The sequence below is a fragment of the Streptomyces sp. NPDC006643 genome, assembly GCF_042870175.1.
GTDB lineage: Bacteria > Actinomycetota > Actinomycetes > Streptomycetales > Streptomycetaceae > Streptomyces.
In genome coordinates this window covers 237,458-259,858 of record NZ_JBIAHA010000005.1, presented here as the reverse complement: position 1 = coordinate 259,858, position 22,401 = coordinate 237,458, and the positions used below count along the sequence as shown (strand labels likewise).

The window sequence follows — 22,401 nt, the reverse complement described above, 5'->3', positions numbered from 1 at the left end:
AATCGAATGGAGCAGTCAGGTACCCCTCCCCGCCTGGCGGGTGTGGTGCATGACCTCGCTTCAGAGGTGGTCTCCGTCCTTCGGGACGGAGGCCATTCCTCTGTTGTGGGCGGCACCGTCGGCGCACTCGCCGACGACCGGCTGGGCCTGGCCGCGGTGCGCGTGCTGGGCGCCGACGTGCTGCTGCCGAGCGTCCTCACCCGCCGCCGCCCGCTGCCGGACGACCTCGCGGTCTTCCAGCGCGCCGTCGTCGCCTTCGCCCCCGGCGCCACGTCGTCCGAGACGACGGTCTGGAGCCACTGGGCGATGACCCAGACACTGCACCGCCTCGACGCGCCCGCGACCGGCGCGGACTCCGGGCCCGACGCGTCGTGGCTCGACGCGCTGGACTGGCCGCGGCTGACCCATCAACTGTCCCTGCTCGGGGCGCTCGCCGTGCCCGGCGCCGATTCGGGGGTCGCCCGGGTGGCGGCCCGCCGCCCGGTGGACGTGGCACGGGGCTTCGTACGCGCCGTACGCCGCCGGGACTGGCTCCAGGCGGCCGGGGCCGGTCGCTGGCTGACCGTCATCGACGGCGTCCCCGACACGCTGGGGCTGGAGGCCGGTCTCGACTTCGTCGGGCAGATGGCCGGGGCCGACGCGCGGGTCGGTCTGCATCTGCACGCCGCGCGCCACATCCGCGCCGGGGTCATGGCATGAGCACGCCCCGGACCGCCGAGGTGCGGGAGACACCGGCCCCGGCGCGGGCGGCGCGTGAGTCATGGGCGTCCCATGTCTCACGCACCACCCTGGAGTGGGTGCGCGACCACCAGGACTCCTTCCGGCTGCCGGACGATGTGCTGGCCCCGCACACGAACGTCAACCTGACCCTGAAGCCGCTCGGCGAACTGGCCCAGCTCACCCACTCCGTACGGGAGCGGAGCAGCCCCGGGACGGAGCGCCACCGGCACGCCTCGGCACTGCTCGACTTCGCGTGGGAGCAGACCGGGCGGGGCCGGCTCTTCCTCGAACTGCTGCGCGGTGAGCCCTTCACCACGTATCCGCTGGAGATCTACGCGGCCTTCGCGTCGGCGGATCTGCGGCACCCGGGCTTCGAGGAGCTGGCGGCGACGGTGTGCGGCACCCGCGGCTGGGCGCGGATCGAGCAGGAGCCGAACCGGCGTCTCGGTGTGCTCAACTCCGAGCGCCGGGTGGGCTTCCCGCCGTCCGGGGAGCCGCCGACGGCGCTGGCGCGGACCTGGCTGGGCGGTCTGCCGGAGCCGTGGACGTTCGAGCGGACGGCGGGCTACGGGCTGACGCACGTCGTCTTCCATCTCACCGACTGGGGCAACGCCCCGCACCGGATGCCCGCCGAACTGGGCGGCTATCTGGCGGCCTGGCTGCCCGCCTGGCTGGACACCTGTCTGGAGGCGGAGCAGTGGGACCTGAGCTGCGAACTGCTCGCCGTCGCCGCGAGCATTCCCGACGCGGCGTCGTACGACGGGCTGCCCGGCGCCGCCGAGGCCGCCTTCGCCCGGATCGCCGAAGTCCAGGACGCGGGCGGCGGGTTCCCGGAGACCGGGACCGGGCGGCCGGGCGAGCCCGCGAGGGACTTCGCGCACTGCTACCACTCCACGCTGGTGGGCGCTTTCGCCGCCACGCTGGCCGACGTACGTCTGGCCGCCGCACAGGGAGGCGTCGCATGACGACCGACGACACCGGGACCGACGACACCGAGACCGGCCGCACCGGTACGGACACTGCCGGCACCGGCGGCACGACCGCCGACCGCACCCGGCTGATCCACCAGGTCGGCGCGCAGGCCATCGAGTGGCTGCACGCCAACCGCGCCGGATTCCGGCTCGAACCCGACGCGGACCCCGAAGTGGGCTATATGGAGCGGTTCAAGCCGATCGGCGAGGCCGCCATGATCTGCAAGATCCTCTTCCGGGAGGGGGTGGCGGGCTCACGGCAGGCGTCCCTCGCGCGGGGCCTGATGGACCATCTGTGGCGCGAGGCCCTCGACGGCGGCCGGAGTCTGGCACGCGGCCAGCGCCAGGAGCCGCTGTCCCCCATCCCCTTCGAGGTCTATCTGCCGTTCAAGGAGCTGGGCTACCAGGAGCCGGAGACCGAGCGCGCCGTCCACCTCAACCACCGGCTCGGCAGCTGGGCCGCCCTGGAGCTGCTGCCCGTCCGGCGCCTGGGCATCTCCGCGTACGAGCAGCGCTTCGGGCTGATGCCGAGCACACCCGTCGAGGACGCGACCGAGCGCACCTGGCTCGCCCGCACGCCCGAGCCGTGGACCGTGGAGGGCCACATCGGGTACGACATCACCCACACGGTCTTCCATCTCACCGACTGGGGCCAGCGACCGGCCGGGCTGCCGAAGCCCATCGCCGACTATCTCGCCCTGTGGCTGCCGGTCTGGCTGGACGACTGGCTGGACCTCCGGCGCTGGGACCTGCTCGCCGAACTGCTCGTCGTGGACGCCTGTCTGCCCGAGCCGACACTGGACGAGCGGGCGTGGCGCGGCCTCGCGGCGGCGCAGCAGCCCGACGGCGCGATGCCCGCCGTGCGCGAGATGCCGGAGGGGAGCTGGGACCAGATGTTCGACATCGTCTACCACTCGACGCTGGCCGCCGCCCTCGCCTCCGTACTCGCCACCTCGCGCGCGTTGGCTGGTCTGGCCGCGCCCGTGGCGTCATGAGCGAGCACGAGATCATGACGGTACGGGCGGACAGCGCGCGCGCCGCCCTCGCCGGTACGCCGCTCAGACGGCTCGACGCGGCCGTACGCGCGGTCGACGCCCCCGACGTCGTCTTCGCCATGTCGGTGCGGGGCCACCGCACGGTACGGGCATCGCCCGGCGCGGAGGGGCTGCGTTACGAGGCGGGCTCGGCGTCCAAGCCGTACACCGGTCTGCTGCTGGCCCAGCTCGCGCGGACCGGTCATGTCGCGTACGACGACTCGGCGGCGGCCTGCTTCGGAACCGCGCCGCCGCCGCTCGTCGCGCCGATCACCCTGCGGCATCTGATCACCCACACGTCCGGACTGCCGGCCCTGCCGCTCGACTTCTACCCGCAGGCGCTGTCCCGCTGGCGGACCAACCCGTTCGCCGGATATCCCGCGCACCGGGTGGTCGACGCGTTCCTGCGGGCGCGTCCGCGCCACCGGCCCGGCACCCGCTGGTCCTACTCCAACTTCGGTGTCTCCACGCTCGGGCACGCGCTGTCCGCCGCCACCCGCACCAGTTGGGAGACGCTGCTGGCGGAGCGGGTCCTGGGGCCGCTGGGGCTGTCCGCCACGACGACGCTCCCCGCCACCGGGACGGGCGACGCCGTCGGACACGGCGCGGACGGGGTGGGCGAGGTACCTCCGCTGCGTATCGGCGGTTTCGCGCCGGCCGGCGCGATCCGGGCGACCCCGCACGACATGCTCACCTTCCTGGAGGCGCATCTGTGGCCGGAGCGCACTCCGGCGCTGGCGGACGCGCTGCACGCGGTGCGGCGCCCCGTACTGCGCCGGGGGCTCGGCAAGGCCCACACGCACACCCTGACCTGGTTCCAGCATCCGACCGACCACGGGCCCGCGTATTTCCACTGCGGGGCGACGAGCGGACAGCAGGCTTTTCTCGGCTTCTGCCCGGGGACGGGGACGGCGGTGGCGGCGGTCTCCACGCGGCGCTTCCGGCGTGCGGACGCGTTCGTGCCGACGGCGTACGAGGTGCTGTTCGGCGCCTGAGACCGGGCACTTGAGGGCGGGCTCCTGAGGGCGGGCTACCTCGGGAGTGGCTGCCGGAAGTAGTCGTCGCGGCCCGCCTCGCGGTAACCGGTAAGCCCCGGGCCCTCGTTGACGGTCAGGTCGCAGTTCTCGCCGGGCACCGGCCTGTTCCACTGCACCAGCGCCTTCACTTGCGGCATCGTCCGCACGGCGGCGGGAATCCCGGTGTACCAGTCGCGCTGTCTGTCGCTGTCCGCCGGATCGGGAACGGTGCCGAACTCGGCCAGCATCAAGGGCTTGTCGGCCGACACATTGGCCCGCAGCCAGTCGTAGGTGGGGCGCTGGCTGCGGTCGAAGTCCTTCCAGTCGGTGGTGTCGTGGCAGAGGAAGTAGTTGTACTGGTCCATGCCGATCCAGTCGACATAGTCGTCACCCGGATACAGCGCCTTCATCTCGTCGGCGCTGCCCAGATAGCCGGAGACGGTCCACACCCACACCACGTTGTCGACGCCCAACTCTTCGAAGCGCTCGTGGAGATGGCGGTACGCGGCGACGTACTCGGCCGGGGTGCCCGCGCCCTCCTTGATCCGGGCGTCGACCTCCTGGTCGAAGGAGAGGAAGATCCGTTTGCCGGTCTCCTCGCCGTACTCCTTGATGCGGCGCGCCTGCGGATCGATGATCTCCTCGTCGTGGCGTCCGGAGGCGATGTTCGCCCAGCCCAGTTGGTCCTCGGTCCAGTTCTCGTGGTGCGGTTCGCGCCAGACCGTGGACTCCCAGGCCAGCATCAGCATCCGGTCCTCGCCCAACTCCCGCTCGTCGGGGGTGAGAAGCTGTCCGTCGAGTTCGGTGTCCGACATGTCGTGGTAGTTGTAGACGAGATCGAGCCTGCGGCCGATCTTCTTCTCGAAGGCGTACACGGCCCTGGTGAGCGAGCCCTCGGCCGGACCGTCCGTCGCGTACGGGACATACGCCCCCCACCAGGCCCCGCAGGGCGGCTCCAGCAGGTCGCTCGCCGCGCACCCGGCGTCGGGGCCGTCGGACTCGTCGGCCCGGACCCCGAGCCCGGCGATCAGCAGCAGCCCGACGGCGACCAGGGCGACCACGGTGTACACCTGCTTCTCCAACTGGCTGAGCCGCGCCGTCATCAGCGGCCACTCCGGCCGACCGCGCCGCGCGTCGCGGCGGGCAGCGGCAGTCCCGGCAGGGCGGCGGCGACGGTCGTCAGGGCCGCGAGAGTCACCAGGAAGGCCGTCGCCGAGAAGCCGCGCACGAGAAAGAGCGCGGTGGTGACGGTGACCGCGAGGGAGAGGCTGAGCGGCGCGGCGAGTGCGACCGCCTCGATCCGGGCGGCGGGGCGCAGTGTGCCGCGCTGCGGGTGGAGCAGCGCGAGGCCGGGTCCGAAGCAGACGAACAGCACCACCGGGATCCAGCGCAGTGGTGAACCACCGGGCAGCGCGGTCGCGGCGACCGCGCCCCAGCCGGCGAGGGCCAGCGGTACTCGGAGCCGTAAATGATCCAACGTCATGGACGGTCGCCTTCCATGGCGGGCCGGTAGTGCAGGACGATGCCGTACGGGTGCTCCTCCACGGTCCTGAACAGCGGCGACTCGGTCAGACGCGTGCGCAGGGTGGCGAAGCCGCCGGGTGGCAGGAGTCCTTCGCCGGCCGCGTAGACGTCCTGCGTGCGGGTGAGGACCACATACGCGTCGGTGCCCGGCGGGATGCCGTCGGCGAGATAGCGGGCGGGGTCGGCCAGCATCCGCTGGTTCTCGGGGAGTTCCTGCTCGGCGAAGAACCAGTGCTCGACCTGGTCGTAGCGGTGCAGCGCCTGCGGGAAGGAGCCGGTGGTGGCGAGGATCAGCGCGCCCTCGGGCGCCCGGTCGATCGCGCGGGTGACCAGCGCCGTCTCGGCGGGCGGGGTGTAGTACATCTTCTCCTTGCCGTAGTACGAGGGCAGGAAGCCGGCCAGCAGCACGAGGAGCGCGACGGGCAGTGCGCCGTGCAGCGTGAGAGCGGCGGCGCGTCTTCGCACTCCCCGCCGGGCGCTGCCCGCCGCCGGCACGAGCGTCGCCGCCGCGAAGAACGCGGCGCCCGGCAGCCCGAACAGATAGACGCGGAAGAGCATTTCGCCGCCGTAGTCGTTGACGACGAACAGCGGCACCGGGGCGAGCGACACCAGCAGCAGCGGCAGGGCCGCCCTGACCAGTCTGCGCCGCAGGAGCAGCGCGACGCCCGCCAGGGCGGCGACGGCGAGCACCATCAACACGTTGGCGCGTCCGGCGAGTTCGGGTCCGGGGCCGGTGAGTTCACCGGCGTATCCGGCGCGCGAGTTCCGCGTCAGCTGACCGAGCGAGTCGCGCAGCGTGCCCAGGGTCTCCAGGAAGAGCGGGCGGCCCATCGTCAGGTCCCACGCCAGCATGATCAGCGCGGCGACGGCCAGCAGCCCGTAGTTGCGGTAGCGGCGGGTGAGGGTCAGGGCGAACAGCGAGACGCAGAGCATCACCGGCGTCAGCTGGTGCGAGGCGTTGACGGCCAGGATCAGCGGCGCGAGGACGGCGACACCCACGGCCCGCTGCCGGGTCCCGGTGGGCGGTGGCACGGCGGCGGACGCCGGGTCCAGGAACGACCGGTCGCGCAGTCTGCCCGCCGATCCCGGCCGGACGAAGTGCCGCAGCACGACGGCGATCACGGACAGATGCAGCACATACGCGAAGCCCTGCGGCGACAGATAGTCCTGGCCCACCCAGTTGGCGAGCTGGAAGATCCAGACGGCCGTCCACACCAGCCGCCAGTCCTCGGTGAAGGTGCGGTAGATCAGCACGAGCACCGGCATCAGCAGCAGACCGAGCGCGATCGGGGCCCAGTTGAGGAACACGGCGGCGCTCTCCACGCCGAAGGCCCGCACCAGCCCGGCGGTGAGGGTGAAGAAGCCGGGCCACTGGTCGTAGGCGGACATGTTGCCCGACAGGGCGGCGTTCGGGCGCAGTTCGCCGCCGAGGAGGAGCTGGTTGACGACGGCGTCGTGCTTGGAGGCCCAGGGGTAGCGCACGGAGTCGTACAGCACGGCGGGTGGCGCCTTGAGCGCGACGAGAAGCGCGACGCAGTAGGTGGCGGGCCACCACGGCGCGGTTCCGGCGCGGCGGAGGGCGACGAGGAATCCACAGCTGAGGAGGGCGAGCGCCGCGTAGAACGGGGCGGGGAAGCGGTCGAGAAGCCCGTAGTCGCCCATGGAGCGGTAGCCGACGCGCGGCAGCGCGTACGTCCAGAGGGCGGCTGCGGTCAGCAAAGGCAGCCAGGAGAGCAGAAGTTGGGGCCGTACGAAGCGCGGGGCCGTGCGCCGTCGCGGGGGCGGGCGCGTCGGAGGCGGGGTCCGGGTCTCGGCCAGGTCCAGCGCGGGCGCGCGTGGTTGCACGGTGCGACTCCCCCCACCCCTGTGGTCGCGGCCGTCACGCCGCTGTCCCCGTCAGGGAATTATAGGAACTCTCTGCGCTTATGTGTGGCTCTCGTACATCTCTGTCGCTTCTTCGCCGGTCGGCCGGGCTATCGGTCTGTCGGTCTGTCGGTCGGCCGGGCTATCGGTCAGCCGGCGAATCGTGGTCCGCGCGCCGCCGCGCGGGCCTTGCGGTAGAGGCGCCAGCCCACCGTCGCCGCCGAGTCGGGGAACGGCGCGACCCGCGCGCCCTCCCCCGCCAGCCAAGCCGTCACGTCCGCCACCGTGTGGCTCCGGCGCAGGATGAGCCGCGCGATGCGGTACGGCTCGTCCGTCCCGGAGCTGAGGGCGTGGCGTACGGCGACGGCGGAGGCGTATCCGGCGCGGCGGGCGGCCCGGCGTACGGCGCGGTTGTTGTAGCCGTGCGGATAGGCGAGATGCGCCACCTCGTGGCCGAGTACGTCCTCCAGCGCCGCCTTCGACTCCCGTAGCTCACGGTCGAGTTGGGGCGCGCGGAGGGTGTCGAGCTGCGGGTGTGTGACGGTGTGCGCGCCGATCTCCACCCCGAGCCGCTCCAGCGCCGGGGCCTGCGCGAGCGTCATCATCGGGGCGGGCGGCAGCAGACTGCCGAGGCCCGGGGTGATGGCGCCGGTCGTGAGATAGGCGGTGGCGGGCAGACCACGTTCGGCGAGCGCTTCGGCGGTCGGGCCCGGCAGATCGGCGAATCCGTCGTCGAAGGTCAGGACCACGGGGCGCGGTGGCAGCGGAGCCCCGCCCGTCAGCCGCGCGGCGAGCGCGCCGACCGGGACCGCGGTCCGCCCGGCGGCCGTGACCGCGTCGAGTTGGGCGGTGAACTGCCTTGGTGTGACGGTGAATTCGGCGATCCAGGCGGGCGGGTCGTCCATCACCGCGTGGTAGAGCAGCACGGGGATACGGGCGGACTTCGGCAGGCGCGTCATCGCCGCCCCCAGCGGGCCCTGGCGTAACCCAGCGGGCCGTACAGCATCCCTCGGCGCTCCAGCCGGGACAGGGTGCGCGGCCACGGGTGGCGATACGTCCCGTGCGCGCCGGGCACTCCGGCCGCGTCGGCCTCCCGGTGGGCGGTGATGGCGCGGGCGTGGGCGAGGCCGCGCGGGAGCTTCGCGAGCAGCGCGGGCAGGAGGGCGGGGTGGCGGCAGAGGAGGGCGGTGAGATACGCGGTGAGGCCGGCGCCGTAGCCGTACGCCTGGTTCCGCAGGTCCTGCCAGGTTTCGCGGTGGTGGTGCCAGACGAGCGCGTCGGGTGTGTAGCGCAGCCGGTGCCCGGCGGCCAGGATCCGGACGAACGCGTAGAGGTCGTCGCCGCCCCTTGCCGCTGTGCCGGTGCCGGTGGCGGGGTCGAAGCCGCCGACGGCGCGCAGGGCGGACACCCGGAACGCCATGTTGGCGCCGGAGCCGAAACTGCCCGCCGTGAACGGGAAGAGCGGCTGGTCGGAGGGGGGCGCCGCCGGGTCGTACAGCCGTGGGGCGAAGCCCTTCGCGAAGCCGCCGTGGCTCTCCAGGAGGACCTGGGCGGGGGTGGTGAGGCGGGCCGGGAGGATCAGGCCCGTGACGCAGCCGGTGCGGGGGTCGGCCGCGAACGGCGCGGTGAGCGCGGAGAGCCAGTGCGGGTCGGCGATGACGTCGTCGTCCGTGAAGGCGACGACGGGGGTGTCGGCGGCGGCGACGCCTCGGTTGTGGGCGGTGGCCAGTCCGGGGACCGGCTCGTGGAGGTAGGTGACGCCGTCCGCGTAGTGGTGGGCGATCAGGTCGCGGGTGGCGGTCGTGACGGGCGCGTTGTCGACGACCACGACGCGGAAGTCCGGGTGGTCCTGTGCGAGGAGCGAGTCGAGCGCCCGGCCGAGCCGGTCCGCCCGCTCGCGGGTGGCGACGACGACGGTCGTACGGGGCGGCGGTGCGCCACCGCTCACGCGCACGCTCACGGAGGGCTCATGCGCGGCGTACTGGGCGCGGAAGGCCGTGGTGAGTACGCGGGCGGGGTCGGCGCCGTCCGGGACCGTGGTGAGGACGGTGGCGACGGGGCGGCCCCGGAGCCGTACGAGTGCGTAGACGGCGCCCGCGCGGACGGGCGGGCCGCCGGGGGCGGGGGTCAGCGACAGCACGGCCCCGTCCGTCCCGTCCTCGCCGACACCGTCCTGATCGAGGTCCAGGTCCTGGTGGAGGTCCAGGTCCAGGTCGGCGACGGCGACGTCACGCAGCGGGGATCGCGACGCCGGCCCTGATCCCGGCCCTGATTCCGGCCCTGATCCCGGCCGCGCGGGCGTGCCCGAAGCGGGCGTGTTCACGATCCGCGTCATCATGCCTCCGCTCGTACGGCGTTGGGCCGGATCACCGGTCCCGCAGCCGGCCCACCTGGTTGAGTGCGCGTTGCGCGTATCCGGCGAGCTTGGGCCGGTTCCGTACGAAGCTGTGCGCGCGGCGGGCGGGCTCCCGGCCGAGCCGGTACACGGCCGCCCGTGGCCCGCGCCGTACCGACGCCCCCTCGTACACGCGCAGTTCACCGGTCTTCAGCGCGTCCTTGTACTCGGCGGCGCCCCGGCCCAGATCGAGCAGGCCGATCCCGGCGCCCGCCGCCGCCTCGGCCATCCGCAGATGGAGGATGAGGCCGGGTGAGTACTTGGCGAAGTCGGTGTCGTACGCGGGGAACCAGCAGGACAGGACCGTGCGCGAGCGGAGGCCGAAGTGCGCGGCGACCGGGCGGTCCGCGACGTACAGCACGGACAGGACACCGGAGCAGCCGGGCGCGTTGTCGGGCCGGTCGGCCGCCAACTGCCGTACCAGCGCGCTGATCCACTTCTTGGCGAACCGGTCGCGGCGGCCCGTTCTGCGGTACTGCGCCGACTTCCACTCCATGAGCGTGCGCAGCGCGGCGGGATCGCGCTCGTCGAAGACGAACCGGACCTCGCCGGCCTGCCGGGCGAGCCTGCGTTCCTTGGCCGTCGTCGTACGGAAGAACTTGGGCGATCCGGCGCGCAGGACCGCCTCGTACGCCTCGTAGCCCTGTCCGACGTCGATGACCGGGGAGTCGAACCCCTCGGCGGCGTCGGAGCTGAACAGCCCCTGTCCCGCTTCGAGGTTGTCGAACTCCCAGCTGGTGAGCGAGCAGCCGCGCAGCAACTCCCCTGCCGTGAGGGTGTGTTCGGGGCCGAGCACCGGCCCCTGACTGTCGGACACCCCGAACCCGATCGCGCGTCCCTGCCCCAACGGGCCTCTCTCGTACGGGAAGAAGCCGGCGGGCGCGCCGCTCCCGCCTCCGACGACGGCCACGCGCGCGCCCGGCCGGACGCGGCCGACGGCCAGGGTGAACTCCGGCTCCATGAACGGATTCGCGGGCGCGCCGGACCGCGCCCGTAACTCCCGCCAGCGCTCGATCTCCCCCGCGCCCAGCTCCCCCGGCCGCATCACACGGATGCGGGCGGCGGCGGCAGCACCCCGTACGCGTACGTCGCTCAACTCGACCCCCCGGTCGCTCGCCCCGCGCCGAACAGGACGGTACCGGCCCAAATCCCTCCGGTACAGGGCCAGTCGGCCATGTCATGACGGATACGGAACGCGACCGACACGGCAGGTGAACCTGTACATGGGTCTGTTGGTGACGGGGGTGAAGGTGTGCGGGGTGGGTTCATGCGGTGCGGCCAGCCCGTATGTCCCGCGACCCGCCGCGTACACGTGTGCGGATGGTGCGCGACCGGTGCCGCCGAGTGACCGGAGTTGGCCAACTCCCGCCCGAATCCCTTGCATTACTCGTAGGATCTGCATGCTCGCGATCACCCCATCGGGAGCCCGACGTGTCCGACGAGTTCTGGAAGGAACCCGGTCTCCGTGTTGAGCCGTCCGGTGAACAGACCTCGTGTACGGGCGGTGTGGTGGCTCGGGGTCCTCGTGGTCGCCGCCGTCGTCGCCCTGCTGATCGGCCAGGTGTCCGCCGCGGAGTGGCGGCAGGCACTCGCGGCCGGCTGCGCGGCCCTGGTGGTGCTGCTCACCGCCTGCGTGCTGGCCCTGCGCCGGCGGCTGGGCGTGGAGCGCGCCGAACACGACCGGGAGCGGCGGACGGCCGCCGCACGCGGCGCCGAGGTGGCCCATCTGGCCACCGTACGTGTCCCCGCCATCGCCGAACGGGTGCGCGCGGGACGGCGGTTGGACGGTGTCCCGGGTCCGGTCGCAGCCGAGAGCGACACCGGTGAGGACTTCGCACAGGCGCTGGCCGCCGTGGTCACGGCCCTCGGCTCGGACGAGGCGGTACGGCGCGAGCGCGGGCTGCGCGACTCGGTCCAGACGGCCTTCGAGTCGGTCGCCCGCAACATGCACGCGATGGCGACGGTGCAGCAGCAGGTACTCGACCACGTGGAGCGCGCCATCGACGACCCGCGCCTGATGGCGGACGTGATGAAGGCCGACCACGCGGCCTCGCAGATGACCCGTAAGGCCCAGACGCTGCTGGTGATGTGCGGGATCTGGCCGGCCAGGCGCGAGTCGCAGCCGGTCTCGCTGTACGACTGCGTGCGCGGCGCGCAGTCGCGCATCGTGGAGTTCGGGCGGGTGGAGGTGCACGGCGGTCAGACGCTGTACGTGGTGCCGCCGGCCGTCGAAGGGCTGATGCACGCCATCGCCGAACTCCTGGAGAACGCGACCGTGTTCTCGCCCTCCCGCACCCAGGTCGTCGTGACGATCCGGGAGGTGGGCGCGGGAGCCGTCGTGGAGATCGACGACGCGGGGCTCGGGATGCCGCCGGACGTGCTGCACCTGGCGATGTCGCAGCTCAGGGACGAGCTGGATCTGACCCGGCTCGGGGCCGTGCCCCGGCTGGGGCTGGCGTGCGTGGGGCGCTGGAGCCGGGAGATGGGCTTCAACGTGGAGCTGACGGGGGCGTCGGCGTACGGCGGGACCCGGGCCGTCACCTTCGTACCGCACCGTCTGCTGACCGAACCGCTGTCGCACTTTCCGTCGGACTCGGCGCCGGAGCCGGTGGCGGTACCGGAGCCGGTGGCGGCGCGGGAGCACGAGCGGCCGGCCGCCGACGCCGCCGCACACCCACGGGACACACCCGCCACTCCCCCCGACACGCTGCCGCGCCGCCGCAGCCGTCGACGGGACCCCGCCACGGCGACGGGCCGGGACCAGGCACGGGACCGGGACCGGGCACGAGGACAGGAACCGGATCAGGAACAGGCACCACAGGTGTCGCAGCCCCCGCAGCACGCGCAGCCCGACCCGGCCTGGACCCCCGAGGCGGCACGCGCGTCGATCACCAGCGTGGTGTCCGGCTCGCGTCGTGGCCGCGCGGCGGCCGTCCAGGACACCGAAGTGCCCGACCAACACGACGGAGGCCGGCAGTGACCGGAAGAGTGACCGGAACGATCTCCCGACTTCCCGATCTCGGGTGGATGCTCCGCCCGCTGACCGACATCCCGGGCGTCCGGCACGCCGTGGTCGTCTCGGAGGACGGCCTGCGGCTCGGCCACGCGTCCGCCGAGAACCTGAAGGGCCCGGTGGCCGAACTGAGCGTGGCCGAGGCCGAATCGCTCGCCGCCGCGTCCGCCGCGCTGACCATGACGGGCCGGTCCACGGCGGGGCTGCTGTTCGGCGGCGCCGCCGGCGTACGGCAGTTGATGCTGGAGTCCGACCAGGGCTTCATCCTCTTCACCTCGGCCGGTGTGGGCGCCCAGTTGGGCGCGGCGACCGAGACCGACGCCGATGTGGGCCTGGTGGCCCAGCAGATGCAGCTGCTGGTCGTGAAGATCGGCAGCCACCTGAGCAGCCACCCCCGGGATCCGGTGAGCCCGTCGTCATGACGGAACGCCCCGACGACCGGACCACGTCGGCGGTACGCCCGTACGTGATCACCGGTGGGAGGGCGGACGCCGGAGTCGAACCGCTCTCCTGGGAATCGCTCGTGATGGCCGCGGAAACGGTCCCGCCGGCGACCCTCCAGCCGGAGCACCGCGCCATTCTGACGCACTGTCAGGGACTGCTGTCGGTGGCCGAGGTGTCGGCCCATCTCGGCCAACCGCCCTCCGTGGTGCAGGTGTTGCTCGCCGATCTGATCGGCTGGGGACTGATCGTGACCCGCCCACCCATACCGCCGGCCGAACGAGCCGATGTGACCATGCTGAGAAAGGTCCTCCATGGCCTCGAAAGCCGCCTCTGAGGCCGCGCCCGCCGGCAAGTACGTCAGGTCCAGCGTCGCCGGCGCGGCGAAGATCATGGTCGTGGGGCCGCTGGGCGTCGGCAAGACGACGTTCATCGGTACGGTCTCCGAGATCAAGCCGCTCAGCACCGAGGCCGTGATGACCCAAGCCGGCGCCTCGGTCGACGTCACCGTCGACCGGGCCAAGGCCACCACCACCGTCGCCCTGGACTTCGGCCGGATGACGCTCGACGGCGAGCTGGTCCTCTATCTCTTCGGTACGCCGGGGCAGCAGCGCTTCCTCCCCGCCTGGCGCGATCTGGCCCGGGGCGCGCTCGGCGCGCTCGCCCTGGTGGACACCCGCGACCTGACCTCGTCCTTCGACGCGCTCGGCCATCTGGAGGACCTGGGGCTGCCGTTCGCCGTCGCCGTCAACGTCTTCCCGGGCAGCCCCGTGCACAGCGACGGCGAGCTGCGCGCGGCGCTCGACCTGCTGCCCGAGACACCGCTGGTGTCCTGCGACGCGCGGGACGAACGGTCCTCCGTCCGGGCTCTGATCGCCCTCGTACGCCATCTCCTCCTCGCCGCCGAGTCCTCATGACGCCGGAGTCCACGACATGACCACACCCACCCCCGCGCCCGCCACGGCCCCCACGCCCGCGACACCCATCTACGGGGAACAGCTCGACGGCGACCGGATGCCGCTCCTGTACGAGCAACTGCGCGCCGAGCACGGGCCGGTGGCCCGGGTCAGCGTCGCGCCCGGTATCAGCGCCTGGCTGGTCCTCGGCCACCGCGAACTGCTGCGGCTGGCCCGTGAGGAGCAGGACTTCTCCCACGACCCGCGCCGCTGGGGCCAGTTGCGCGAGGGCCGGGTGCCCGCGGACTCGCCGATCCTGCCGATGGTGGGCTGGCGGCCCGCGCTGCTGTTCGCCGACGGGCAGCAGCACCGCCGGATGCGCGCGGCCGTGTCGGACGCGCTCGCCCGGATCAACGGGCACGAACTGCGGCGCGGCGTACGGGCGACGGCCGAGCGGCTGATCGCCGAGTTCGCCGACGGCAAGCGGGCGGACCTGGTGTCGGACTACGCGCGCAAGCTGCCGCTGATGGTGATCACCGGCCTCCTCGGGCTCGACGAGCCGACGGGGCGTGAGCTGGTGACGGCCATCGCGGGGCTGGTCGTGGCGAACGCCGACTCCGCCGACGCGAGCAGGCGGATGGGCGCGATCCTGCTCGCCCTGATCGAGGAGAAACGGCACCGGCCCGGCAACGACGTCACCTCCGCGCTGCTGCACCACCCGGCGGGGCTGACGGACGAGGAAGTGCTGCACAACCTGGTGGTGATGTTCGTCGCCGGCAACCAGACCACGGTGAACTGGATCGCCACCACGCTGCGCATCCTGCTCTGCGACCCGGCCTTCCGCTCCTCGCTCAGCGGCGGTCATCTGAGCGTGGACGACGCGCTGGACCTGGTGCTGTGGCGCTTCCCGCCGACGCAGAACTTCCCCGCCCGGTACGCCACTCGTGACCTGCGGTTCGGCGGCCAGGAGATCCGGGCCGGGGACATGCTGATCCTCGGTCTGGCGGCGGCGAACGCCGACCCCGACATCCTGCCGGCGGACGGAGTCCCCGTCGTCGGCAACCGCTCACACCTGGCGTTCGGGGCCGGGCCGCACACCTGCCCGGCCCAGGACCCGGCCAGGCTGATCACCCGTACCGCGGTCGACACGATCAGGCACCGGCTGCCGGACCTCGAACTGGCCGTGCCGGAGACCGAGTTGGCCTGGATCAAGTCGCCCTGGAGCAAGGGCCTGGCGGCCCTTCCCGTCCGCTTCACCGAACCGCAGTTGCCGCGCGGAGCGCGCGCGACGCGGAGTTGAGGAGAGCCCTGTTGAGCCCCGAGCCGAACACACCCGTCAGCCCGACCGCTTCCGTCGACCCGTCGACCCCCGACGGCACGTCCGCGACCGACGGCACGTCCGCGCCCGCCCCGCACCGGATGGATCCGGCCGGCGGCTGCCCGCACGCCGCCAACGCGCGCATGCTCGCGCGGGGCGCGGTGGCCCCCGTCGTACTCCCCGGTGAGGTCGAGGCGATGGCGGTCCTCGGGCACGACGCGCTGAAGGAGTTCCTGTCGCATCCCGATGTCGCGAAGGGCGCCGCGCACTTCACGGCGCTGCGGGAGGGGCGGATCCCCGACGGGTGGCCGCTGAAGACGTTCGCGACCGTGCAGGGCATGACGACGGCGGACGGCGACGACCACCGGCGGCTGCGCTCGCTGGTGAGCAAGGCGTTCACGACACGGCGGGTGGAGGCGCTGCGCGGGCGGGTGGAGGAGGTGACGGTGGAGCTGCTGGACAATCTGGCGGCGGCCGGCCGGCCGGGCCCGGACGGGCGCCACGTCGTCGATCTCCGCGCGCACTTCGCGCTGCCGCTGCCGATGGGTGTCATCTGTGAACTGCTGGGCGTGGACCCGGAGTTCCACGACCAGCTGCATCACCTTTCGAACCAGATCGTCGCGACGGACATCGCCCCCGAGGACGCGATGGCCGCCAACCGGGACATCGTGGCCGTACTGGGCGCGGTGGCCGCCTCCCGTACCGAGAACCCCGGGGAGGATCTGACCAGCGCGCTGATCGCGGCGCGCGAGGAGGACGGCGACCGGCTGAGCGGGCACGAACTCATCGGCACGCTGCTGCTGATGATCATCGCCGGGCACGAGACGACGCTGAATCTGATCACCAACGCGGTGCGCGCGCTGTGCCGTCACCGCGATCAGCTCGAACTCGCCCAGATGGGCAAGGCGAGCTGGTCGGACGTGGTGGACGAGACGCTGCGCTGGGACAGTCCGGTGAGTTTCTTCCCGTTCCGCTACCCGACCCGGGATCTGACGGTGGACGGCACGGTGATCCCACGGGGTACGCCGGTCCTGGCGGGCTACTCGGCGGCGGGCCGCGACAAGGCCGCGCACGGCGAGGACGCGGATGTCTTCGACCTCACCCGGTACGCCACGGGCTCGGCGACCCGTCATCTCTCGCTCGGGCACGGCGCGCACTTCTGTCTGGGGTCGTCGCTGGCGCGGCTGGAGGCGACGATCGCGCTGGAGAGGCTGTTCACCCGCTTCCCGGACCTGGACGTAGCGGTCACGGAGGCGGAACTGCCTCGCCACGCGAGCTTCGTGGGGAACAGCGTGCAGCAACTGCCGGTGACCTTGGGCTAGTTGGACAGACCGGCGCGGTGGTGGGCCGGGTGACGGGTCGTCAAGAACTTTGGTCCATACCAACTCCTTGACGGCCCCTCCCGCCCTCCCTTAAATCAAGTATTGAAATAACTGCTCCCCTTCTCCGCCGCACCATCGCTCCACCGCCCCGTATGTCATGTGCATGCCTCCACGAGAAGTGAAGTGATGACCTGTGCGAACCCCCCTGCGGCGTCGAGTGACGCTGTACGCCCTGGCTCTTCTCACCTGTACGACCATGGCGACGGCCGTGCCCGCCACAGCGGCGACGCCCTCCCCGGAGCCCCGTGTCGAGGCCGCGAGCGCCGCGCCCATGGCCGTGACGTTCGACGAGAACTTCGACGGACCCGCCGGATCGGCCGTCAACGGCGGCAGATGGCAGATCGAGACCGGCGACAACGTCAACAACCATGAACGGCAGTACTACACGGCGGGCAACAACAACGCCGCCCTCGACGGCCAGGGCAACCTCGTCATCACCGCCCGCAGGGACAACCCCGGCAACTACCAGTGCTGGTACGGCAGGTGCGAGTACACCTCCGCCCGGCTGAACACGGCCGGCAAGTTCACCGCGCAGTACGGCCGGGTCGAGGCCCGGATGAAGATCCCGCGCGGACAGGGCATGTGGCCCGCGTTCTGGATGCTCGGCAACGACATGGGCCAGGTGGGCTGGCCCAACAGCGGCGAGATCGACATCATGGAGAACGTCGGCTTCGAGCCCGGCACCGTGCACGGCACGCTGCACGGCCCCGGCTACTCGGGCTCGGGCGGCATCGGCGCCGGCTACAGCCTCCCCGGCGGCCAGGCGTTCGCCGACGCCTTCCACACCTTCGCGATCGACTGGTCGCCCAACTCCATCCGCTGGTCCGTCGACGGCAACGTCTTCCAGACCCGTACGCCCGCCGATCTCGGCGGCCGGCAGTGGGTGTTCAACAAGCCGTTCTTCCTGATCCTCAACCTCGCGGTCGGCGGCTACTGGCCCGGCGACCCCAACGGCAGCACGCCGTTCCCGAGCACGCTGACCGTCGACTACGTACGGGTCACCACCGACGGCGGCGGAGGCACCGGCGGTTCGATCACCGGTGTCGGCGGCAAGTGCCTGGACGTGGCGGGCGCGAGTTCCGCCAACGGGACGCCTGTTCAGCTCTACGACTGCAACGGCTCCGGCGCGCAGCAGTGGAGCCGGGGCGCCAACGACTCGCTGCGGGCGCTCGGCAAGTGCCTGGACGTGAAGGACAACAGCACCGCCGACGGCGCGCAGCTCCAGCTCTGGGACTGCGCCGGTTCGGGCAATCAGCGCTGGGCCGTGTCGGGCGCGAACGACGTCGTGAACATCCAGGCGAACAAGTGCATGGATGTGACCGGCGGCGCGTCGGTCAACGGGGCACGGGCGCAGATCTGGACGTGTACGGGCGCGGCCAACCAGAAGTGGTCGGTGAACGCGTAGCACCGTCGCTCAGTGCTCCACGGACCCCGGCGGCGTGGCAAGTCCCTTGCCCGCCACCGGGGTTCGTCGTTTCCCCCTCGGCTCAGTGCAGGCGTGTCCCGGAGCGCCAGACCGCCCAGGTCAGCGGCACCCCCGGCCGGTAGGCGAGATGCACATGGCTCGGGGCGTCGAGCAGGACGAGGTCGGCGCGGGCACCGGGCGTGAGGCGACCGACGTCCGTACGGCGCAGAGCGGCGGCGCCGCCCGCCGTGGCCGACCAGATCGCCTCGTCGGGCGTCATCCCCATGTCACGTACGGCGAGGGCGACGCAGAACGCCATCGACGAGGTGAAGGACGAGCCGGGGTTGCAGTCGGTGGACAGCGCGACGGTGGCGCCCGCGTCCAGCAGGCGCCGGGCGTCCGGCCAGGTGGCGCGGGTGGAGAACTCGGCGCCGGGCAGCAGGGTCGCGACCGTACGCGAGTGGGCGAGCGCGTCGACGTCCGCGTCGGTGAGGTGGGTGCAGTGGTCGGCGGACGCCGCGTCCAGCTCGACGGCGAGCCGCACACCGGAGCCGTACGACAACTGGTTGGCGTGGACGCGGGGTTGGAGGCCCTTCGCCATGCCCGCGGTGAGGATCGCGCGCGCCTGGTCGCCGTCGAAGGCGCCCTTCTCGCAGAAGACGTCGATCCAACGGGCATGCGGGGCACAGGCGTCGAGCATGGCGCCGGTGACGAGATCGACGTACGCGGCGGGATCGTCGGCGAGTTCGGGCGCGACGATATGGGCGCCGAGGTAGGTGACCTCGTCGGTGTGCTCGGCCGCGACGCGCAGCGCGCGTGCCTCGTCGGCGACGGTGAGGCCGTAGCCGGACTTGGTCTCCTGGGTGGTGGTGCCCTGGCGGAGTCCTTCGGCGAGATACTTCGCGACGTTGGCGCTCAGCTCGGCGTCGGTGGCGGCGCGGGTGGCGGCGACGGTGGTGCGGATGCCGCCGGCGGAGTAGGGGCGGCCCGACATGCGGGCGTTGAACTCCTGGGTGCGGTCGCCGGCGAAGACGAGGTGGGAGTGGGAGTCGACGAAGCCGGGGACGGCGGCCCGGCCGCCGGCGTCGACCACATTGTCAGTGGCGGGTGCTTTGCTTGATTCACCGACCCAGACGACGCGGTCGCCGTCCATGACGACGGCCGCGTGCTGGATCAGACCGATGGGGGATCCGTCACCGAGGGAGGGATCGTTGGTGACCAGAGCGGCGATGTTGGTGACGGCAGTGGTGGTGACGGCGTTGGTGGCGGTGGTAGCGGTGGCGTCGGCGGCGGTGGCGTCGGTGGCGGTGGCGTCGGCGGTATCGGGTGCCGGGGTCCGGGCGTTCATGGGGGCGCTCTCCTTCAGCCGCGTACGGCCGCGATCGACCGGGCAAGGGCTTCGGGCACATCGGGGATCAGGGTGTGCGCGCCGTCGCGTACGAGATGGCGACCGCCCACGATCGTGTGGCGCACATCGGCGGCTGTCGCGGCGAATACGGCGATCTCGGCGCCCAGTCTTGGTACCTGCCCCACTGTTCTGACCGAGTCCAGGGCGATCGTGACGAGGTCGGCGAGCGCGCCCCGCTCGATCCGGCCCGCCTCGGGCCTGCCGAGGGCCGCGTGGCCGTCGGCCGTGGCGGCGGTGATGAGCGCGGCGGCCGTCCAGTGGCCCCGGGTGCGGGTGCGCAGCCGCTCGTTCAGTTCCAGGGCGCGGGCCTCTTCGAGGATGTCGATCACGGCGTGGCTGTCGCTGCCCAGGGACAGGGGCGAGCCGGCGTGCTGGAGCCGCGCGGCGGGGCCGATGCCGTCGGCGAGGTCGCGCTCGGTGGTGGGACACATGCAGGTGCCGGTGCGGGTGGAGCCCAGCAGGGCGATGTCGTCGTCCGTGAGATGGGTGCTGTGGACGGCGGTGGTACGGGGGCCGAGGACGCCGTGGTCGGCGAGCAGACGGGCGGGGGTGCGGTCGTGGGTGGCGAGGCAGGCGTCGTTCTCGGCGGTCTGTTCGGAGAGATGGACATGGAGCGGGGCCTGCCGGGCCTCCGCCCATTCGGCGACGGTCGACAGCTGCTCGGCGGGCACGGCGCGTACGGAGTGGATGGCGGCGCCGATCCGTACGTGCTCGTCGTCCTTGGCGTAGCGGGCCGCGAGGGCGGTCACGCGCTCCGCCCAGGCGTGCGCGGTGCCGTCGGAGAAGCGGACCTGGTGGCGGTCCGGGGGCTTGCCGCCACGGCGCTTGGAGATGCCGGAGGAGAGATAGGCGGTGTCCAGGAGGGTGATGCGGATTCCCGCGTCGTCGGCGGCGGCGATCAGCGCCTCGCCCATCGCGTTGGGATTGTCGTAGGGCGTTCCGCCAGGAGCGTGGTGCATGTAGTGGAACTCACCGACGGAGGTGATGCCGGCCAGCGCCATCTCGGCGTACACGGCGCGGGCGAGCGCGTGGTAGTTGTCCGGGGTGAGCCGGGCGGCGGCCCGGTACATCATCTCGCGCCAGGTCCAGAAGGTGCCGGAGCCGACCTGGACCTTGCCGCGCAGGGCGCGGTGGAAGGCGTGCGAGTGGGTGTTGGCCAGGCCGGGGAGCGTGAGCCCGCGCAGCACCGTGGCGCCGGGCGGTGGGGTGTCGGCCTCGGTACGGACGTCGGTGATGCGGCCGTCGGCGACGGTCACGGTCACCCCCGGTTCGACGTGGGTGTCGAGCCAGGCGTGCTCCAGCCAGTACATGGTCACGTGCACGCCAGCCCTTCCAGTACGTCGGCGAGTGCGAGGACCCCGGCCACGCAGTCGTCCTCGGCGGCGAACTCGGCCGGGGAGTGCGAGACGCCGGTGGGGTTCCGTACGAACAGCATGGCGGTCGGAATGGATCCGGACAAAATACCCGCGTCGTGCCCGGCGCCCGTGCCGAGCACCGGGAGCCGGCCACCGAGGATCCGGCCGACCTCGTCGCGCAGGGTGTGGGCGAACTCGACCACGGGTGTGAAGGACTCCCGTACGACCCGCAGATCGATGCCCGCGCGCTCGGCATGCTCGTGGGCCGCCGCCTCGATCGCGGTGACGACGGTGTCCAGGGTGGCCTGGTCGGCGGCGCGGGAGTCGAGCCAGCCGCGTACGAGGGAGGGGATGGCGTTGACGCCGTTGGGCTCGACGGCGACCTTGCCGAAGGTGGCGAGCGCGCCGGCGAGTGCCGCCTCGCGGCGGGCGGCGAGGACGGTCTCGGCGTAGCTGAGCATCGGGTCGCGGCGGTCGGCGAGGCGGGTGGTGCCCGCGTGGTTGGCCTCGCCGTGGAAGTCGAAGCGCCAGCGGCCGTGCGGCCAGATGGAGGAGGCGATACCGACGGGGTCACCGGTCAGGTCGAGCGCGCGGCCCTGCTCGACGTGCAGCTCGACGAACGCGCCGATCCGGGCGAGGCGTTCGGGGTCGGCGCCGATGGTGTCCGGGTCGTACCCGGCCGTCTCCATGGCGCGCGGCAGCGGGATGCCGTCCCCGTCGCGCAGGGCGTGCGCCTGCTCGACGGAGAGCTGCCCGGCGGCGAGCCGGGACCCGACACAGGCGAGCCCGAACCGGGCGCCCTCCTCGTCACCGAAGTTGGTGACGGCGACCGGCCGGGTGAACTCCGCTCCCCTGCGCCGGAGTTCGTCGAGCGCGGCGAAGGACGACACGACACCGAGCGGCCCGTCGAAGGCGCCGCCGTCGGGCACGGAGTCCAGATGCGACCCGACGACGACGGCGTCCCCGGCGCCCGGATCCCCGTCCCACGCCCACTGGTTCCCGTTCCGGTCGACCTCGTACACCAACCCACGCGCCCCGACCTGCGCCCGGAACCAGTCCCGGCACTCCAGATCGGCGGCACTCCAGGCGTACCGCCGGTATCCCCGACTGCCTGCGTCCCGCCCGATGGGCGCGAGGTCACGCCACATCTCCTGGAAAGACGCCGCGGGGTCGCCTGCCCCGACACCCGGCCGCGTCCGCGCGCCCGCCCGGGACACGGCCCGCCCGACGGCGCCGCCGTCCCCGGCGGGGGCTTCGCGCGAACCGCCACCCGCGCTCGGGCGGGCTTCCGCGCCGGAACGCGGCGTGAGGGGCCCGGTGGGCTCCCGCACCCCGTCGGTCCCACGCGGCGCGGCGGCGGGAGTCCGCCCCGAACCACCACCCGCGCTCGGGCGCGACTCCGCACCCGAACGCGGCGCCGCCGACCCCGCCGACTCCCGCACACCGTCGGCCTCACCCGCCGCAGCGGCGGGAGTCCGCCCCGAACCGCCACCCGCGCTCGGGCGCGACTCCGCACCCGAACGCGGCGCCGCCGACCCCGCCGGCTCCCGCACACCGTCGGCCTCACCCGCCGCAGCGGCGGGAGTCCGCCCCGAACCGCCACCCGCGCTCGGGCGCGACTCCGCGCCCGAACGCGGCGCCGCCGACCCCGCCGGCTCCC

General features: G+C 72.7%; 20 protein-coding genes. 11 read left to right on the top strand and 9 right to left on the bottom strand.

The genetic code is table 11. The annotated features are described in order from the left end of the window. Window positions 1–6 precede the first annotated feature (6 nt). The 4 genes from ACFYNU_RS09500 to ACFYNU_RS09485 are packed head-to-tail and all read left to right on the top strand — an operon-like array spanning window position 7 to window position 3,720. Window positions 7–699, top strand: a complete 693-nt coding sequence (locus ACFYNU_RS09500; protein WP_356584518.1) for a hypothetical protein — start codon at window positions 7–9, stop codon at window positions 697–699. Beyond that, window positions 696–1,685 (top strand): DUF6895 family protein, encoded by a 990-nt coding sequence (locus tag ACFYNU_RS09495; protein ID WP_356584517.1) that lies wholly within the window; start codon window positions 696–698, stop codon window positions 1,683–1,685. Before ACFYNU_RS09500 ends, ACFYNU_RS09495 begins: the two co-directional genes overlap by 4 nt. Continuing rightward, the gene (locus tag ACFYNU_RS09490; RefSeq protein ID WP_356584516.1) at window positions 1,682–2,686 is read left to right on the top strand and encodes a DUF6895 family protein; all 1,005 of its coding nucleotides are present in this window, start codon (window positions 1,682–1,684) and stop codon (window positions 2,684–2,686) included. The genes ACFYNU_RS09495 and ACFYNU_RS09490 overlap by 4 nt, the downstream gene beginning before the upstream one ends. Beyond that, the gene (locus tag ACFYNU_RS09485; RefSeq protein WP_388765677.1) at window positions 2,683–3,720 is read left to right on the top strand and encodes a serine hydrolase domain-containing protein; all 1,038 of its coding nucleotides are present in this window, start codon (window positions 2,683–2,685) and stop codon (window positions 3,718–3,720) included. Before ACFYNU_RS09490 ends, ACFYNU_RS09485 begins: the two co-directional genes overlap by 4 nt. Before the next feature lie 35 nt (window positions 3,721–3,755). Here the strand turns inward: ACFYNU_RS09485 and ACFYNU_RS09480 are convergent, their stop codons facing one another. From ACFYNU_RS09480 to ACFYNU_RS09455, 6 genes are all read right to left on the bottom strand, one after another. After that, window positions 3,756–4,844, bottom strand: coding sequence for a glycosyl hydrolase (locus ACFYNU_RS09480; protein WP_356584515.1), 1,089 nt, complete (start codon window positions 4,842–4,844; stop codon window positions 3,756–3,758). Then, on the bottom strand, window positions 4,844–5,224 hold the full coding sequence (locus ACFYNU_RS09475) for a hypothetical protein (protein ID WP_356584514.1): 381 nt from the start codon (window positions 5,222–5,224) through the stop codon (window positions 4,844–4,846). The genes ACFYNU_RS09480 and ACFYNU_RS09475 overlap by 1 nt, the downstream gene beginning before the upstream one ends. Continuing rightward, window positions 5,221–7,110 (bottom strand): hypothetical protein, encoded by a 1,890-nt coding sequence (locus ACFYNU_RS09470; protein WP_356584513.1) that lies wholly within the window; start codon window positions 7,108–7,110, stop codon window positions 5,221–5,223. The genes ACFYNU_RS09475 and ACFYNU_RS09470 overlap by 4 nt, the downstream gene beginning before the upstream one ends. 167 nt (window positions 7,111–7,277) lie before the next feature. Beyond that, a complete protein-coding gene (locus ACFYNU_RS09465) occupies window positions 7,278–8,087 on the bottom strand; it encodes a polysaccharide deacetylase family protein (RefSeq protein WP_356584512.1) in 810 nt (269 codons plus the stop codon). Beyond that, window positions 8,084–9,463: a glycosyltransferase gene (locus ACFYNU_RS09460; protein ID WP_388765672.1), complete on the bottom strand. Its 1,380-nt coding sequence runs from the start codon at window positions 9,461–9,463 to the stop codon at window positions 8,084–8,086. Before ACFYNU_RS09460 ends, ACFYNU_RS09465 begins: the two co-directional genes overlap by 4 nt. Before the next feature lie 31 nt (window positions 9,464–9,494). Continuing rightward, complete coding sequence (locus ACFYNU_RS09455) at window positions 9,495–10,568, bottom strand: GNAT family N-acetyltransferase (protein WP_356584587.1); 1,074 nt, start codon at window positions 10,566–10,568, stop codon at window positions 9,495–9,497. A 435-nt stretch (window positions 10,569–11,003) separates the two neighbouring features. Here ACFYNU_RS09455 and ACFYNU_RS09450 point away from each other — a divergent pair, with 435 nt between their 5' ends. The 7 genes from ACFYNU_RS09450 to ACFYNU_RS09420 all read left to right on the top strand — a co-directional run bounded on the left by ACFYNU_RS09450 (window position 11,004) and on the right by ACFYNU_RS09420 (window position 17,978). Beyond that, a complete protein-coding gene (locus ACFYNU_RS09450; protein WP_388765669.1) occupies window positions 11,004–12,503 on the top strand; it encodes an ATP-binding protein in 1,500 nt (499 codons plus the stop codon). A gap of 8 nt (window positions 12,504–12,511) precedes the next feature. Then, window positions 12,512–12,958, top strand: a complete 447-nt coding sequence (locus ACFYNU_RS09445; protein ID WP_356584585.1) for a roadblock/LC7 domain-containing protein — start codon at window positions 12,512–12,514, stop codon at window positions 12,956–12,958. After that, complete coding sequence (locus ACFYNU_RS09440; RefSeq protein WP_356584511.1) at window positions 12,955–13,314, top strand: DUF742 domain-containing protein; 360 nt, start codon at window positions 12,955–12,957, stop codon at window positions 13,312–13,314. Before ACFYNU_RS09445 ends, ACFYNU_RS09440 begins: the two co-directional genes overlap by 4 nt. Further along, entirely contained in the window at window positions 13,292–13,894 is a 603-nt protein-coding gene (locus ACFYNU_RS09435; protein WP_356584510.1) for an ATP/GTP-binding protein, read from the top strand. The genes ACFYNU_RS09440 and ACFYNU_RS09435 overlap by 23 nt, the downstream gene beginning before the upstream one ends. A 16-nt stretch (window positions 13,895–13,910) precedes the next feature. Continuing rightward, window positions 13,911–15,173 carry a cytochrome P450 gene (locus ACFYNU_RS09430; RefSeq protein ID WP_356584509.1) on the top strand — a complete coding sequence of 421 codons (1,263 nt, stop codon included), beginning with the start codon at window positions 13,911–13,913 and terminating at the stop codon, window positions 15,171–15,173. 119 nt (window positions 15,174–15,292) lie between these two features. Then, entirely contained in the window at window positions 15,293–16,513 is a 1,221-nt protein-coding gene (locus ACFYNU_RS09425; RefSeq protein WP_356584584.1) for a cytochrome P450, read from the top strand. 193 nt (window positions 16,514–16,706) lie between these two features. Then, complete coding sequence (locus tag ACFYNU_RS09420; protein WP_356584508.1) at window positions 16,707–17,978, top strand: family 16 glycosylhydrolase; 1,272 nt, start codon at window positions 16,707–16,709, stop codon at window positions 17,976–17,978. Window positions 17,979–18,060: 82 nt separating this feature from the next. Here the strand turns inward: ACFYNU_RS09420 and hutI are convergent, their stop codons facing one another. From hutI to ACFYNU_RS09405, 3 genes are read right to left on the bottom strand one after another with little or no spacing between them, the layout of a single operon-like run. Then, window positions 18,061–19,326, bottom strand: a complete 1,266-nt coding sequence (gene hutI / locus ACFYNU_RS09415) for an imidazolonepropionase (RefSeq protein ID WP_356584507.1) — start codon at window positions 19,324–19,326, stop codon at window positions 18,061–18,063. A gap of 14 nt (window positions 19,327–19,340) precedes the next feature. Further along, the gene (locus ACFYNU_RS09410; RefSeq protein ID WP_356584583.1) at window positions 19,341–20,696 is read right to left on the bottom strand and encodes a formimidoylglutamate deiminase; all 1,356 of its coding nucleotides are present in this window, start codon (window positions 20,694–20,696) and stop codon (window positions 19,341–19,343) included. A 2-nt stretch (window positions 20,697–20,698) separates the two neighbouring features. Continuing rightward, the gene (locus tag ACFYNU_RS09405; RefSeq protein ID WP_356584506.1) at window positions 20,699–21,889 is read right to left on the bottom strand and encodes an allantoate amidohydrolase; all 1,191 of its coding nucleotides are present in this window, start codon (window positions 21,887–21,889) and stop codon (window positions 20,699–20,701) included. Between the last annotated feature and the right edge of the window lie 512 nt (window positions 21,890–22,401).